Origin of the sequence: Salegentibacter chungangensis (assembly GCF_042678405.1) — a bacterium.
Classification (GTDB): Bacteria; Bacteroidota; Bacteroidia; order Flavobacteriales; family Flavobacteriaceae; genus Salegentibacter_A; species Salegentibacter_A chungangensis.
In genome coordinates, this window is record NZ_JBHTLI010000001.1 from 1,635,835 (window position 1) to 1,649,873 (window position 14,039).

11 protein-coding genes are annotated in these 14,039 nt (G+C 42.1%); 3 read left to right on the forward strand and 8 right to left on the reverse strand.

Translation table 11 applies throughout. The annotated features are described in order from the left end of the window. Positions 1 to 83: 83 nt before the first annotated feature. From ACFQ3Q_RS07470 to ACFQ3Q_RS07480, 3 genes are all read right to left on the reverse strand, one after another. Positions 84 to 2,474 carry a TonB-dependent receptor domain-containing protein gene (locus ACFQ3Q_RS07470; protein WP_380744436.1) on the reverse strand — a complete coding sequence of 797 codons (2,391 nt, stop codon included), beginning with the start codon at positions 2,472 to 2,474 and terminating at the stop codon, positions 84 to 86. A gap of 298 nt (positions 2,475 to 2,772) precedes the next feature. After that, complete coding sequence (locus ACFQ3Q_RS07475; protein ID WP_380744438.1) at positions 2,773 to 3,102, reverse strand: S41 family peptidase; 330 nt, start codon at positions 3,100 to 3,102, stop codon at positions 2,773 to 2,775. A 32-nt stretch (positions 3,103 to 3,134) separates the two neighbouring features. Continuing rightward, positions 3,135 to 4,166, reverse strand: a complete 1,032-nt coding sequence (locus ACFQ3Q_RS07480) for a S41 family peptidase (protein WP_380744440.1) — start codon at positions 4,164 to 4,166, stop codon at positions 3,135 to 3,137. Positions 4,167 to 4,472: 306 nt separating this feature from the next. On the opposite strand from ACFQ3Q_RS07480, the gene ACFQ3Q_RS07485 reads away from it, so the two are divergent. After that, the gene (locus tag ACFQ3Q_RS07485) at positions 4,473 to 5,012 is read left to right on the forward strand and encodes a DUF3347 domain-containing protein (protein ID WP_380744442.1); all 540 of its coding nucleotides are present in this window, start codon (positions 4,473 to 4,475) and stop codon (positions 5,010 to 5,012) included. Positions 5,013 to 5,037: 25 nt separating this feature from the next. Further along, complete coding sequence (locus tag ACFQ3Q_RS07490; protein WP_380744444.1) at positions 5,038 to 5,511, forward strand: DUF305 domain-containing protein; 474 nt, start codon at positions 5,038 to 5,040, stop codon at positions 5,509 to 5,511. Positions 5,512 to 5,616: 105 nt separating this feature from the next. On the opposite strand, the gene ACFQ3Q_RS07495 is transcribed toward ACFQ3Q_RS07490, so the two are convergent. From ACFQ3Q_RS07495 to ACFQ3Q_RS07515, 5 genes are all read right to left on the reverse strand, one after another. Continuing rightward, positions 5,617 to 6,390 carry a DUF6090 family protein gene (locus ACFQ3Q_RS07495; RefSeq protein WP_380744446.1) on the reverse strand — a complete coding sequence of 258 codons (774 nt, stop codon included), beginning with the start codon at positions 6,388 to 6,390 and terminating at the stop codon, positions 5,617 to 5,619. After that, positions 6,390 to 7,019: a DUF4386 domain-containing protein gene (locus ACFQ3Q_RS07500; RefSeq protein ID WP_380744448.1), complete on the reverse strand. Its 630-nt coding sequence runs from the start codon at positions 7,017 to 7,019 to the stop codon at positions 6,390 to 6,392. Before ACFQ3Q_RS07500 ends, ACFQ3Q_RS07495 begins: the two co-directional genes overlap by 1 nt. 146 nt (positions 7,020 to 7,165) lie before the next feature. Further along, a complete protein-coding gene (locus ACFQ3Q_RS07505) occupies positions 7,166 to 7,738 on the reverse strand; it encodes a pentapeptide repeat-containing protein (RefSeq protein WP_380744449.1) in 573 nt (190 codons plus the stop codon). 140 nt (positions 7,739 to 7,878) lie between these two features. Beyond that, complete coding sequence (locus ACFQ3Q_RS07510) at positions 7,879 to 8,373, reverse strand: GNAT family N-acetyltransferase (RefSeq protein WP_380744451.1); 495 nt, start codon at positions 8,371 to 8,373, stop codon at positions 7,879 to 7,881. Positions 8,374 to 8,535: 162 nt separating this feature from the next. Continuing rightward, positions 8,536 to 9,219, reverse strand: coding sequence for a class I SAM-dependent methyltransferase (locus ACFQ3Q_RS07515; RefSeq protein ID WP_380744453.1), 684 nt, complete (start codon positions 9,217 to 9,219; stop codon positions 8,536 to 8,538). A gap of 293 nt (positions 9,220 to 9,512) precedes the next feature. Here ACFQ3Q_RS07515 and ACFQ3Q_RS07520 point away from each other — a divergent pair, with 293 nt between their 5' ends. Further along, the gene (locus ACFQ3Q_RS07520) at positions 9,513 to 14,003 is read left to right on the forward strand and encodes an ATP-binding cassette domain-containing protein (protein WP_380744455.1); all 4,491 of its coding nucleotides are present in this window, start codon (positions 9,513 to 9,515) and stop codon (positions 14,001 to 14,003) included. Positions 14,004 to 14,039: the final 36 nt, after the last annotated feature.

Consider the following 14,039-nt stretch of genomic DNA (forward strand, 5'->3'; position numbering starts at 1 on the left):
AATTTAGCCGTGAAATTAATTATTTTTTAATATTTCAGTCATTCAACCTGACTTGAATGACTTCATCATGATGTTTAATTAGTTTATATCCTGTTCTTTTCATCTTCATTCCCGGTTTTGTTCTCTTTTGCCTGAATATTCTTATTGCCAAATTTATAGCTAACTGAAAGCACAAGCGACCTGGTAGCATAGTAGTTGCCTATTTTCTGAAGCACACCATTTACATTAGTGGAACGCCTGGCGACAGCCGTTTTAAAAACATCATTCCCCCTTAAGGTGATATTCAGGTTTTTATCCAGCATCAGGGCTTGCAGCGAAAGTGATAATGCACTTCTGGCCCTGGTTTCAAATATCCCATCTGTGCCGGGAAATTCGTACCAATAGTTTAAGCCTGCCAGAAAGGTTTTATCAGGATTGAGGCTGAAATCATTACTTGTGGAAATGGTAGCGTTAAACCCGGTCTGGTCTTCCTGTTCCCGGTCCAGGTTAAATTCAGATTCAGAATAATTGATATCAAGGCTGTTATTGCTGCTCCACCAGTCAATCTTATCGAAGGTGTAATTCTCGGAAATTCCGATGCGGCTGGTATTTATGAAATTTCTGACCGTTGTACGGATCACATTTGATGTGCTGTTGGGTAATGGTACCTGTGAAAACAGGTTGTCTTCATAGGTATAATACAGCTTGGTGACGAAATTTTCATAGGTGTTGGTCAGTTCGATATTATCAATAAATGCCGGTTCCAGATACGGATTCCCTTCTACAGATTGAAACGGATCAACAAAATAGATATTCGGATTCAGGTCATAATAGGTAGGCCGTTCAATCCTTTTGCTATAGTTCAGGGAAAAGTTTGAGTTTTCAGTGGCATCGTATGACAAATAAAATGTAGGGAAAAAGTTGGTGTAAGCATTTTCATCAGCCAGGTCCAGGCTCTGTGATTGGGCATCAGCCAGGGTGTTTTCCATTCGTATCCCAAACTGCGCGGTCCATTGATCACTTATCTTTTTGTTCGCTGAAAAATATAGGGATTGAAGTTCTTCCTGATATTCAAAATCGTTCCTTGTGACGGGAATCTCGGTTACAGGTTCATCAACAAGGCCGCTGTTAAAGAAGGAGATATCGTTTATGGAAGTGGAATGGGAAAGTTTCCCTCCAAAGTCAAGATCTATCCAGTCCAGGGGATATTCCATATCCAGCTTTGCCGACAGGTTTTCAACCTTCTGGTCGTTAATATTCCTTGAACGGTAAAACTGTTTGGAATACGGGTCCTGATTAATGGCAACGCCCTCATAGTTTTTTTCGTCAGAATTCTTATAAGTGAAGTAATCCAGGTTCAAAGTGAGCTCCCTTCCCAGGCTGTCCAGCGAAATTTTATTATAGTAATTAATGGTGTGTACTTTAGGGAACTGGGGAAGGACTCCCTCTGTCTGGAGCGATCTTGATACTTCATTATGGTCATAGACAAAAACCCTGGTAGTGGACTTATCTTTCATTTCCACCCGGCTGCCGTTATAATAGTATTGCCCGCCCATTTCCCAGTTTTTTGAGATCTGGTATCCAAGGTCCAGGCTTGCAGCCAGCCCAGAGATATCAATTTTGATTGGAGAGGAGGTTTGCCAGCGCCCGTCCGGGAAAAAAGTGGTTAGCTCATTTTCCAGATAGGCTAACTTATTCAGATAGAATATCCTGGTGCCCAGGCTTAATTTATCTTTATGATAGTTAAATGTACCGGTGATTATACCGGTTGGATAGCGCTGTTGCTGATATGTAGATTTTACCTGCGCACTCCAGGCATCTTTTCTTGCTTTTTTCAGGATGATGTTCAGCAGGCCGCTATTACCGGAAGCCTCGTACTTTGCCGGCGGAGTGGTGATCACTTCAACGCGCTGAATATTTTCTGAAGGGATAGCTCTCAGGTAATTTACCAAATCCAGTCCTGATAACTTGACGATCCTGTTGTTTACCATCACCTGCATATTCCCTTTCCCGATCATAGAAATTTCATCATTCTGAACGCGAACCCCCGGGGTCACTCCCAATACTGCCAAGGCATCTCCCTGGGAAGCTTTAGATGAATTCCCTACATTAAAGACCAGCCGATCCACCTTCCGCTCGATGAGTTTTTTTCTGGCGACAACAATGATCTCGTCCAGTTCATTGGAATTTTCAATGACGATGTTTCCAAGCATAAGGGGTGTTTCAGTAACACTCAGATCCTGGCTATATAATATCTGACCAACATAGGAGACCTTTAAGGAGTAATTACCGGGTTGTGCAGAAATACTGAATCTGCCGTTTTCGTCTGTCATAACCCCAATAAGTTCTGAGGATTTTTTCTCCTGCAGGATGATCTCTGCAAACTCTAAAGGCTCCTGGGTGTCTTTTTCTATGATCCTGCCGCGGATCTCCGTTTTTGCAATTAGGCTGATACTTGAAAGTAAAAAGAGGTAGGTTGTTATTTTTTTGGTCATTCCGGGGCTTTTTGAGCTCTGAATCAGTTGTATATGGATGCTATTCTTCTAATTTCAGAGAACCTGGACCCATCATATTCTATGAGCCCGACCTCTTCTTAGAATACAGGATTCGGCTTGCCGCTGAATTATTCTCGCAATCCTTATTTACTTAATAATCGTATATAACGGTCCTGTCTAAAAACAAGCAGCCGGAGTAGGGGAGTTCAGTTCTATCTGAACTTATGGCGTAGACCTTATTCGCCGGGGAAGTTAATTATTTTCTTTGAAATGCTGCCAATGATTATACGAAGTATTCTTAATGCCTTGAATGTCTTGTTATTATAATTTCTAAGGCTTGATCAGTAAACCGCTCTTCTTCGTAAAAGCCTCTGAAAAATGCTGATCTTTCTTCGGGGTAGTTTAAATCCCGGTCTATGGGAATACCCTTTCCTTCATAACTTTGCCCGTCGGGATCCCGGTAGACTTCATTAGACAGACTGTACTCCCAACCGTTAGGAAGCTTTTTCCATAATATTTCTGAAAATATACCGGCACTCCTGGAGCCTATTCGTTCAAAATTGGAGTATTGAAGCGTGCCCAGGGCAAATATTTCCGCTGCACTTGCTGTAAACGGGCTTATTAGCAAATAGATCTTTTTATCTTCCGAAGACTTTGGCTTTAAGAAATATTTCTGGGCAGGTGTGAAGCCGTTTCGATTTTCGCCTTTATGGAAAGGATCTCTTTTTCCTCTGAAACAAAGTAGCTCAATAACTCTAAAGCAACTGTTTCATACCCGCCTCCGTTGAACCTCAGGTCGACAATAATCGAATCTGAATGCCCGAGGTCCCGGAGAATCCTGGGCATTATATGCTGCACCCCGGCTATTTCATCCTGAAAATACTCAAGGGGCTGTACCGGGTCTTGACCCCGGTTGTAAATACTGTCAAACTTTTTTGAATGCTGGAATCGGTCAGGCACATAATTGGCAAGATCGTTCATATCGGTAATTGCAATATAGCCGATATCGGTGTTCTTTAAGCTTCCCCAACGTATCACCCCGTTATTATATGAACCTAGGCTATCCAGATAATTTGTATAAATGCCTGAAAGAACCTGGTCTTTAGAGAGCCTGTTATGGCTCTTTTTTGGGGTCTTCGGCGTCTTTGGCACAGGGGCTGGAATATCCAGTCTTATATGCCCGTCATCAAACTTATCTGCGATCTCTTTTAAAATCAGGGCGAACTCAGCTTCCGTTTCTAAGCCTTCAACAATTGGGAGGTAATCTCTGTATAGCTTTTTCCAATCGAGATCTCTTTTTTCAAAAAAAGCATAATTGCGATTGAAAGTATGCCAGAAAGATTGAAAATTAAGCACTAACGACTTTTCATTTTGTACGGTTTCTTTCAGGCAAGTATCCGGAAGGCCCGGAATCTTTCTAAAATGATAATTCACAATACCTCCGGGATTTAAAACCAAATGAGAACTATCAGCATCAATGATTCTGAACCGCCCGTTAAAATTTCCCTGCACCAGGCTGCTGCAGCTGAATTCATTTTTGTTGTAATAGGCATAGGTGGAATCCTTTATGTCTAAAACCCGATCATAACCTTCCTGTTCCCAGGTACTGTGTTTTAGTTTATCCGGAATTTGGGAGTAAAGCTTCGCGCTCGCGCTTAGTAAGATTAGAAGGATCAATCCTGAACTGGGCATAAGTGGTTTTTCTGTAAAGACAAAGAAAAGGAAATTATGTTACACTGCTTTAAGGCAGCGGAGGTGGCCCCACTGGAAAGTTAAGGTCCTGCCGGATTCCATAACCTAACTATTAGGCTTGAAATAAATTCTTAATGAATCTTTTGAACCGGCAATACAGGACTTCGGTTTCGGGGATGTTCAGGATAAAAAACTATCATATTCCCTGTGCTTTCTACACTTTTCAATTTAAACTTTAAAATTATTTTAATACAAATTGAAGATATGGCTTGTACTTTTATCCACTCACTTTTTATTTAATTAATTATGAAAAGAATATTTATAGCTTTACTAACAGGGGCTATTGCGGCTTCTTGTAATTTCGGACAGGAAAAGCAATCGGTTAAAATAGATACCCCTAAAGAGTTGAAAAAGGAAAAAAAGAAAGTCCCGGACGTTGCAGATCAGGATTTCAAGGATGGGATGACCGGTAAAATTTTCCATAACTATTTACAGATCAAAATGGCCCTTGCCAATAAGGATACCAAAAAGGCCTCTGCAACGGCCAAAAGTATGGCAGCCAGTTTTGAAGGGGAAAGAAAGGAGCTGAAATCTTTAGCTGAAAAACTTTCAAATACTTCAGAATTAGAAGAGCAGAGGGAGATCTTTGCAGAATTTACAGAGAAGACCGGGAGTATGTTCGAAGATGTTCTCGCAGGAGGAACCATCTACAAAAAATACTGCCCTATGGCCTTTGACGGAAAGGGGGCTTACTGGTTTTCAGATGTAGAAAGAGATGTAAATCCTTATTTCGGGGATAAAATGCCTGATTGTGGGAAAGTTGAAAAGAAGATCACTAAAAAATAAATCTAACCACCTAAACCAATATATAATGAAAGATCATAAAGGAGGAAACTACGGCAAGTTCTTTTTAATGCTTTTACTGTCGTTTATTGCCATGTACATTACGATGTACCTTAATACCTATGAGTTTGACCATGTCTATTTTAGCCTGACTAGGTTTTATATGACCTGCCTTGGTATTTCGGCAATGGCCGTGATTATGCTTTCCCTTATGCTGGGGATGTATCGTAATAAGAAGAAGAACCTGGCAATATACCTTGGCAGTCTTTTACTATTTACCAGTGCTGTTTACCTGGTAAGAGCCCAGAAACCAATTGGGGATGTGTTGTATATGAAAGCTATGATCCCGCATCACTCCATCGCTATTATGACGAGTAAAAGAGCCGATATCAAGGATCCTGAAGCCCAGAAACTGGCCAAGGAGATCATTGAGGCGCAGAAACGGGAAATTGCTCAAATGAAGAAGATTATTTACAGGTTAGAAAACGAGGAAAACGAGTAAATAATAACATTCTTAAATATTCCGGGTTGCTGCCTGCTGCCAATTATGGCAGGCCGCAAACCTTATTCAAACAGGCCTGGCCCCGATTTAAAATATTCCGGTTGCTCACCTCTGTATTTCAGTGTTTAACATTGCAAGAATGGAATCCAGTTGCCCCATTAAAGGTTCATAATGCGTTTTTTCGGTTGCATAGCTGGTAAGGATAAACATCAGGATATTATTCTCAAATTCCGTGGAATTAAGCAGGCTTAAATTACTAAGCCTGTTCTTTTTTCCGGCTTTGGGCAGCTCAATCATCCGGTTTGTGCCTGTCAGATCAAAGATGGTTCGCAAACTTTGTTCATTTGTCCTGAACATGTCCAGGACCTTTTCTCTTTGAAGCCCCAGCTCGTATTCCTGCTTTGAAATATCTTCCATAGTTGCGATCCAGTTGGTTAAACGATTTCTTAATTCGGTATTGGAGATGTCTTTTAAACTTCCGGAACTTATCATTTCATTTAAAAGTGAATTATTAGGATTATAGGAAATATCGAAAGAAAAGGTATTATACATCAACTGGGAAAAGACTTCCTCTGTTGGAGGTTCATCATCATTAGACATATAGAGGATTATTTGCCTGGCCCCTCTGTAATTCGCCTGATTTACCTTGACCAGTTCAGCCAGTTTCAGTTTACTTGTTTGAAACTCTTCCTTTAATCCCTTTAAATAGGTTTGTTCCTTTTCCCTGATGCTGCGCTTCTGATTGGCATTATTGATAGCAAGGGCGATCAGGATACCAATAACGACCAGGATGATCTCTCCTGTGGCATAAAGCAGATATTTGCCGAATTTACCTTCAAAGAGCAATCCCTGCCTTATTTTTTTAAAAAACCTTATCATCAGTTTGTGAAATTGGTGTTGTTCCTGCCGCCTTTTGTCAGAAGCCAGACCGTTAAGGACATTTCTCCAATAATACTCGGAACGGCAACCAGGGCAAGGAACAGGGGTGCATATGCTTCATAATTTGCGACCAGGAAATGTGCCGCGGTGTCGGCCATATACATTATGCCGGCAATAATGAGAAAAATTGCAATCCATTTAGGCTTACCTAAGATTTTTGCGAGCAGGATAAGATGAATTCCAAAAAAGAAGAGTCCGGTAAGCCATATAGTATTAAAATTTTCTACCTGCTGAAGGATCTCCAGGGGAGTGTTTAAGCTAAAAAGCAAGGGAAGAGCGGCTACGCCAACACCCATTATGGCCGCGTGCATAATTCTGAAAAAGGTGCTCAGGCGGGACAAGGGGTGTTCTTTATATAGTTCAAAAAGGGCCCAGGCGACCACAACATCAAAAACAACAGTTAAGATAAAGGCAAGGATGCCGAATCTAACCAGCAGCTGATCTTCCTGGACGGTTTTAAGCGGATTTTCGAGAATCGATTCCAGCACAAAAAAATTGGCGAAAATGGCCAAAAAAAATATGATGAGATAGCTGCTTCCTGCAATTACCGAGAGGCTTCTGGACTTCATTTTTATTAGGTTACTTAAGCTTATTCCTGAAAATAGTCCCGGCACACCCAGGCTGACTTCGCTGCCTGTGATGTTCCGAATTCCTGCTTAAGTTAAATATTTTTTTGAAAAGTAGCCACTTTTAATGTCCCGCAGGACTCTGGGTATCACTCAATTACCAGATCATATTTATGTAACAGCCCATTGATTTCTGAAAGTGAGAATTTGCACCTCTTAATATTATTGTGTTCCGGGTTTATGGAGAAATTTTTAGAATTCCGGAAATCTGAACCCTCGAGATTGCTATCCTGGAAAACGGCGTTCAACAGGTCGGAGTTTCGAAAGTCGGAATTTGTATATGTACCAAGGCTAAAATCGGTGTTATGAAGCTTTGAATTCAGGATCTTTAAATTCGGCATTTTAACCTTATAAAAAACTGAATGATCTAAAACAGAATCCTTAACCTTTATCGACAAGCCAAAGCTTTCACAATCACTAAAGTTGAGGCCTATCATTTTACAATTATCAAAACTGCAATCCTGAAAGGACGTTTTAGCCAGGTGGACATTGCTTAGGTCACAATCTTTAAAATCACATTCTATAAACCTTATTTCCGAAAGGGCAGATCTTGAGAAATTACAATTAAAGAAGGAACAAACTTCGTAATCTCCTCTTGTTAACGGGGCTGAAGTATAGTCTTTGTTTTTGAAATCTTCTTCTTCAAAGAAATTGGTTTCCATTTTATTTCTTTAAGTTGCCTGCCGTAAGCAGGGGATTAAATGTTAAACTAAGGGGGCTCATTGGCTAAGTAAATACCAATAGGCTATCGTGTCTCCGAAAATGTTTCTTGTTGTTAAAAATATAAAGTTCCCCTTAATAATCATTTCACAGGCTTTTCCAAAATAAAATCATCCATAACAAAACCACCGCCAATATCCTGTACAGTGGTTCCAACGTTCTTAAAGCCCATTTTTTCATAGGCTTTAATAGAACTCGAATTAAACCTGTTTACGGTCAGTTTTATCTTATGTAAGTCAAGCTTTTTTGCCTGCTTTTCTAAAAAGGAAATTGTAGCACTGCCTATTCCTCTTCCTCTAAGGGAATTTAGAACATAGATCTTGCTTAAAAAAAGCGCCCCTTCCTGCCTGCTGAAAGAAAAATACCCTACCTCTTTATCCTCATAGATCAGGAGATAATAGACCATTCCGTTTTGAACCTGATCTTCAATGGCCGCGGCCGACTGAAATTTCTGAAGCATATAGCTTACCTGGTCTTTTCCGATTATTGGAGTATAATGCTCAGTCCAGATACGGTTTGCGAGGTGTTCGATTATTTTAAAATCGGTTTGAGTTTTGGCCGGGACGATAATGGTCATAGTCTTAGAAATTTGCTTTTAGCTTTCCGCTAAGAAATTCAGCAATTCAAAAAAAGAGAAACTTAGTCCTTTAATTTGAAAGCACAAGATATGGAATAATGGATATTAAAAAGAAAGGAAATTTTTCCCTTCGAAAAATCGTTTGCGGCTGATATCCTTAGTTTATTTTTCTGCCTGGAGATAAACCCAGAAACCTTTTTGGAAGGGAAGGTGAATAGAGGAGAACCCGGCTTTTTTAAGCCATTCCAGCTGCAGGGTATAATCTGCCGGTTTATCGTATGCTGCATAGTGTTCCATTACCCAGGCCCACTTTTCACCATCGGGAAAATGAGCATTTACAAAATCACCCCATTGTTTCAGTAATTTTGGATGATCTGGATTGGTTTTGCTTATCATCAGATCACTATACGAAAATATCCCGCCTTCTTTTAAAGCGGAATTAATTTGCTTAAAAACAGTTTGCTTCTCTTTATTGGTAAGATGATGCAGACTAAAACCGGCAACGATCAGATCATAAGTCTCTTCTTTAAACGGAAAGTCCTGAAAATAGCTGTTGGAAAACACCACGTGGTGATCCTTAAATTGTTTGCGACATAGCTCAAGCATTTCGGCAGATGCATCCACAAGAGTGAAAGTCGCATTTGGAAAATGGGAAATTAGCTGGGCTGTGATATTTCCGTTACCACAGCCAAGTTCAAGAATGCTTTTCGGGTTAAAATTCTCCGGCAGATATTCTGTAAAGCTTGAAACCAGTTTTGTGTAATGAGGCACACAACCAATCATATCGCTGGTGTAATTCTTCGAAAACTCGTCGAACTCCAGGGCTATGTTTTTTTCTTTTTTCATTAGGCATTTTTGTAAAGGCTTGTTTTAAAAGGAATGAGACTATGTTGAGCCCCGTTTCATTTAAATGTTTTCAGGATTATTGGAAAACCTATTGAAGATAGTGATTTTTTTGGAGCAGTGGCTGCTATCTGGCTCGTTTTACAAATATCAGGAGGTGTTTTAGCAGTTGATACCCTTGTTCATTTCGGATTTTACATCTCCTTAGAACTTATGTTTGCTTTCTTAAAAAACCTGTTCTCAGCCGTAATAATCTTTCTATCTTTATTTTTTTAAAAGAGAAACCATAGCCCTTTATGCGCATCATCAATGCTCACCAGAACAATCTTAAAAACATAGATGTAGATATTCCTGAAAATCAGTTGATCGTGGTGACGGGTTTATCCGGCTCCGGGAAATCATCTCTGGCTATGGATATAATTGCCAATGAAGGATACCGTTACTTCTTGGAAAGCCTCCCGGCCTATAACCAGCAAAACGCCCAATCCATACCCACAGCCGAAGTGGATGATATAATCGGGCTCCCGCCAGTGATAAGGGTGGAACAGTCTAAACGTTTTCAGTCTATTAATGCCACTTTCGGAACCCTTTCGGAGCTTGCTGCTATTTTCAGAATATTATTTGCCCGCTATGCCGGCACCGAGACGATGAGCAAATCGCTCTTTTCCTTCAATCATCCAAAAGGGGCTTGTGAGCGTTGTCACGGAATTGGCGAGGCGGAATACATAGACCTTGATAAGCTGGTGGGAGATGAGAATAAAACCTTAAGGGAAGGTGCCATTACCACAACTTTGCCCGGTGGCTACATCGTTTACTCGCAGATCACGATGGAGGAAATGAATAAAGTATGCAAGGCACACGGCTTTAGCGTAGACATCCCCTGGAAAGATCTCACCGAAGAACAAAAGAATGTGGTCTTAAACGGAAGTGAGCGCATTAAGGTGTTTTATGGGAAGCATAGTATAGAATCCCGCCTAAGATGGGAAGGCCTAAAGGCAAAACCACGAGAAGAGGGATTTTATAAAGGTATGCTCCCCATTATGAACGATATTCTAAAGCGGGATCGTAATAAGAACATTCTGAGGTTTGTGAGTTCCAGGATTTGCCCGGATTGTAAGGGCGCACGTATCAAAGCTGCACACCTGAAATTTAAGTGGAAGGGGCTGAACTTCCAGGAATGGATGGAACTTCCCTTAAATGAATTATATAACAGGCTCGGGAGCTGTGACCTTAACGCCGGGGAAAAAGTACTGGTCGATAAGATCGGCTTGCAATTGAATGATCTGATCCGGCTTGGGATGGAAGATTATCGGTTAAGTACGGCAAGTACCGATATTTCTTCCGGTGATGGGCAGCGCATCAAATTGATCAAACAGGTGAACAGCAGCCTGCAGGGAATTCTGTATGTTTTTGATGAGCCTTCCATCGGTTTACCTGAAGATTACCAAAACTATTTACGCAATATCCTCGATCGCCTGATAAGCCGTGGAAATACAGTGATGGTGGTAGAGCACGACCTGAATTTCATCCGGTCTGCAGATTGGATAGTCGAATTAGGTCCGGCCGCCGGAACTTTTGGAGGAGAAGTTATCTTCAACGGACCTGTCCGGGACTTTTTAAATGCCGAAGACCTATCCAGTCCCACCCTGGATGAATTACGAAAAGCATCTTCCGGGCCGGAGGCAGCTGTTAAAATAGATTCAGCCGGATCATTTCAGCCTAAACCGGGGGAATTGATCACGGTGGGCAGAAAAACTCCACAAATGCTGGAGTCCCTTTCCCTGTATGTGGAAAAGGAAGACCTGAAAATGCTTAGTGTATCAGATCAGCCCATTGGTAAAACGCCCAGGAGTAATCCTGCCACTTATACCGGCTTGGCAAATAGGATTCGTGATCTCCTGGCTAAATCTTCTGAAGCGAAATCCCTGAAACTGTCAAAAGGAGCCTTTTCTTTTAATAATAAAAGTGGAAGATGTGAAACCTGTGAAGGGGCGGGGGTCATCACCCTTTCTATGAATGTGATGGGTACCATTAACCAGGTTTGTCCGAGCTGCAACGGTAAGCGCTTTAAGCCTGAGGTGCTACAGGTGCATTGGAATGAGAAAAATATTGCCGATATCTATAACTTAAGCATAGAGGAGGCCTGTGATTTTTTTAGTGATGAAAAGCAGCTCACCAGGATCCTTTCCCTGATGCTGCAATTGGGGCTGGGATATATAAAACTTGGCCAGCCTTCCAACACTTTATCCGGGGGAGAAGCGCAACGTATCAAACTCACTAAACATTTCGCTAAACAATCGAAAAAGACCCTTTTACTCCTGGAGGAACCGAGTATTGGCCTGCATCAGCAAAATGTGAGACAGCTGCTAAAAGCCTTACACCAGCTCAAAAAACAAACAGCAGGCATTGTTTGCTTTGAGAATCATCCCCTTTTTAAATCCTCTAGTGACAGGCTCGTGGATAATGCACTGAAATCTCAGGCCCTGGATCCCGGGAAACCATTAGAGCAGAACAGGGATAAAATTTCTATTAAAGGTGCCCGGACGCATCATCTTAAAGACCTGGACATAGACCTTCCCAAGCATCAATTATCTGTAGTTACCGGAATTTCGGGTTCGGGAAAATCTTCTTTGGTCATAGACACGTTGCACGGCTTCGGATTACAGGAGATGACCAGGCAGTTTTCATCTTACCAGCAGTCCAGGGTGGGGGTTAATTTTCAGTTTGAAGTGGAGCATATTGAAGGACTTAGCCCCACGATTTGCGTAACCCGAAAAGAAAAAAGCTTTACCGAGCGTTCGGATATCGCCAAACAAACGGGAATAGAGAAGATCTTACGCTTTGCCTTTTCCCGAAAGGCGCAGTACCAAGGGGAGGAGTTATCGGCCAGTCATTTTTCCAACAATCACGAACTGGGGAAATGTGCCGTCTGCGATGGGATAGGCCGGGAATTGCTGCCAGATCTGGGAAAGATCGTGGCTGATCAGGAAAAAAGCATAGCCGGCGGACTCTTTGAGCACAATAAAGCGCTGGCTTATTATGGTCACCCGGGCAGCCAGTATATGGCTATTGTTAAGGAATTGGGTGCGGCAAATGGCTTCAGCCTTGAAACGCCTTTCAATGAGTTGACCGACCCGCAAAAGGACATCCTTTTTTATGGGGCAGGCGAAACTGTATGGAAAGCCAACTGGAAATTCAAAACCAAAACCAGGGAAGGCACCCAGGAAGTAAAGATGCAGTGGAAAGGGCTTTTTCATTATTTAAAGGAGGAATATTATAAAACGCGGAAAAATAAGAACATTGAAAAGCTGAAGGCGCTATTCTCACCTGCGGAATGCAGCCATTGTGAGGGAAGTGGTTTAAAGCCGGAACGACTGGCCTTTCAGATCGGAAAAAAATCCATCCACGAAATAAAAGCTATGGATTTTAATGTTCTGGAAGAGTGGCTTTCTGCTAATGATAAGCTGGAGGAAGTGGATGAAAAGCTCATTTCCAGGATCCAGCCTCATTTGATCAATACCATTAAAAGAGCCAGTCAGTTGCATATTGATCACCTGCAACTCAACCGGAAATCTGCTACTCTTTCCGGCGGGGAGAATCAACGGGTAGCGCTTATCAAACAGTTGAACAGTCCGCTGAAAGGGATCACCTATCTTTTAGATGAACCTTCAGCCGGATTATCCAATAATAATATTCCGGACCTGATCAGTATTCTGAAAGAACTGATTGAAAAGGGTAATACGGTTATTGTGATCGAGCATAACAAGGAGATCATTCTGGCGGCCGACAAGCTGGTACAGCTCGGCCCCCAGGCGGGGAAGCTGGGAGGATATATCACCTACCAGGGGAGTCCCCAGGATTTTCTGAAGCAGCCCGATTGTCATCCTTATTTGAAAACCCCATCCAAAGCGATAGAGCTGAAAGGAGGCAGTGAGCATATCGGCATAAGGAACCTGTCCAGGCACAGCCTGGTAAGAGAAGCTCTGGAAGTACCTGTTGGCGGAATTACTGCCATAAGCGGGAAATCAGGAATCGGGAAGACCACCCTGGTGAAGGATATCCTGATCCCAAGCATAGAGACGGGCAGGCCGGTAAATTGTGAAAGCATAGTCTTTCCAAAGAAGTATGCAGGAGCGCATTATTTTGAGTCTAAGAAGCTGAGATCGCATGCGAATACCTTGTTGGTGTCTTATCTGGACCTGCTGAAAGAGATAAGTAAGATCTTTGCAAACCAATCGGGCCTTAAAGCCCGGGATTTTTCCTATAAAACAAAAACAAGCCAGTGCCCGAACTGTAAGGGCAAGGGTTACCTTGAAACCAGCCTGGATGTCGTGGCCAATGCCATTGAAAAATGCGAGGTCTGTAAGGGACAGCGTTACCAGGCCGATATATTGACGTATAAGGTGGAATCGAAAAATATCGCTGAGGTTCTCGCCCTTAATATCCTGGAATTAAAAGAATGGTTAGAACAGCCCGGGATGCCTGCTCACAGCCTCCGGTTCCTGGATCAGCTCGAGGAGATCGGCTTGGCTCATCTTAACCTGGAACAGCCCGTGCAATCCCTTTCTTCCGGAGAGAAACAGCGGTTATTGTTATTGAACTGGCTGCAGGACCAGGCTGCCGATGCCCTTTATATTTTAGACGAACCCAGCACCGGGCTGCATTATGCCGATATTGACCTGTTGTATGCCATTCTCGAAAAACTCGGCCAGGCCAATGATATCCTTATCATTGATCATAATCCGTATTTATTAGAGAAAATAGGGGTTGGGGTAGTTATGAAATGAAGGCTTAACTTCAGGGATTCCATCTGTAGCACTTTT

What these genes read in the sequence shown, in the direction of transcription:
- ACFQ3Q_RS07470 (WP_380744436.1), bottom strand. Translation starts at nt 2,474, where the DNA reads ATGACCAAAAAAATAACAACCTACCTCTTTTTACTTTCAAGTATCAGC.
- ACFQ3Q_RS07480 (WP_380744440.1), bottom strand. Translation starts at nt 4,166, where the DNA reads ATGCCCAGTTCAGGATTGATCCTTCTAATCTTACTAAGCGCGAGCGCG.
- ACFQ3Q_RS07485 (WP_380744442.1), top strand. Translation starts at nt 4,473, where the DNA reads ATGAAAAGAATATTTATAGCTTTACTAACAGGGGCTATTGCGGCTTCT.
- ACFQ3Q_RS07490 (WP_380744444.1), top strand. Translation starts at nt 5,038, where the DNA reads ATGAAAGATCATAAAGGAGGAAACTACGGCAAGTTCTTTTTAATGCTT.
- ACFQ3Q_RS07495 (WP_380744446.1), bottom strand. Translation starts at nt 6,390, where the DNA reads ATGATAAGGTTTTTTAAAAAAATAAGGCAGGGATTGCTCTTTGAAGGT.
- ACFQ3Q_RS07500 (WP_380744448.1), bottom strand. Translation starts at nt 7,019, where the DNA reads ATGAAGTCCAGAAGCCTCTCGGTAATTGCAGGAAGCAGCTATCTCATC.
- ACFQ3Q_RS07505 (WP_380744449.1), bottom strand. Translation starts at nt 7,738, where the DNA reads ATGGAAACCAATTTCTTTGAAGAAGAAGATTTCAAAAACAAAGACTAT.
- ACFQ3Q_RS07510 (WP_380744451.1), bottom strand. Translation starts at nt 8,373, where the DNA reads ATGACCATTATCGTCCCGGCCAAAACTCAAACCGATTTTAAAATAATC.
- ACFQ3Q_RS07515 (WP_380744453.1), bottom strand. Translation starts at nt 9,219, where the DNA reads ATGAAAAAAGAAAAAAACATAGCCCTGGAGTTCGACGAGTTTTCGAAG.
- ACFQ3Q_RS07520 (WP_380744455.1), top strand. Translation starts at nt 9,513, where the DNA reads ATGCGCATCATCAATGCTCACCAGAACAATCTTAAAAACATAGATGTA.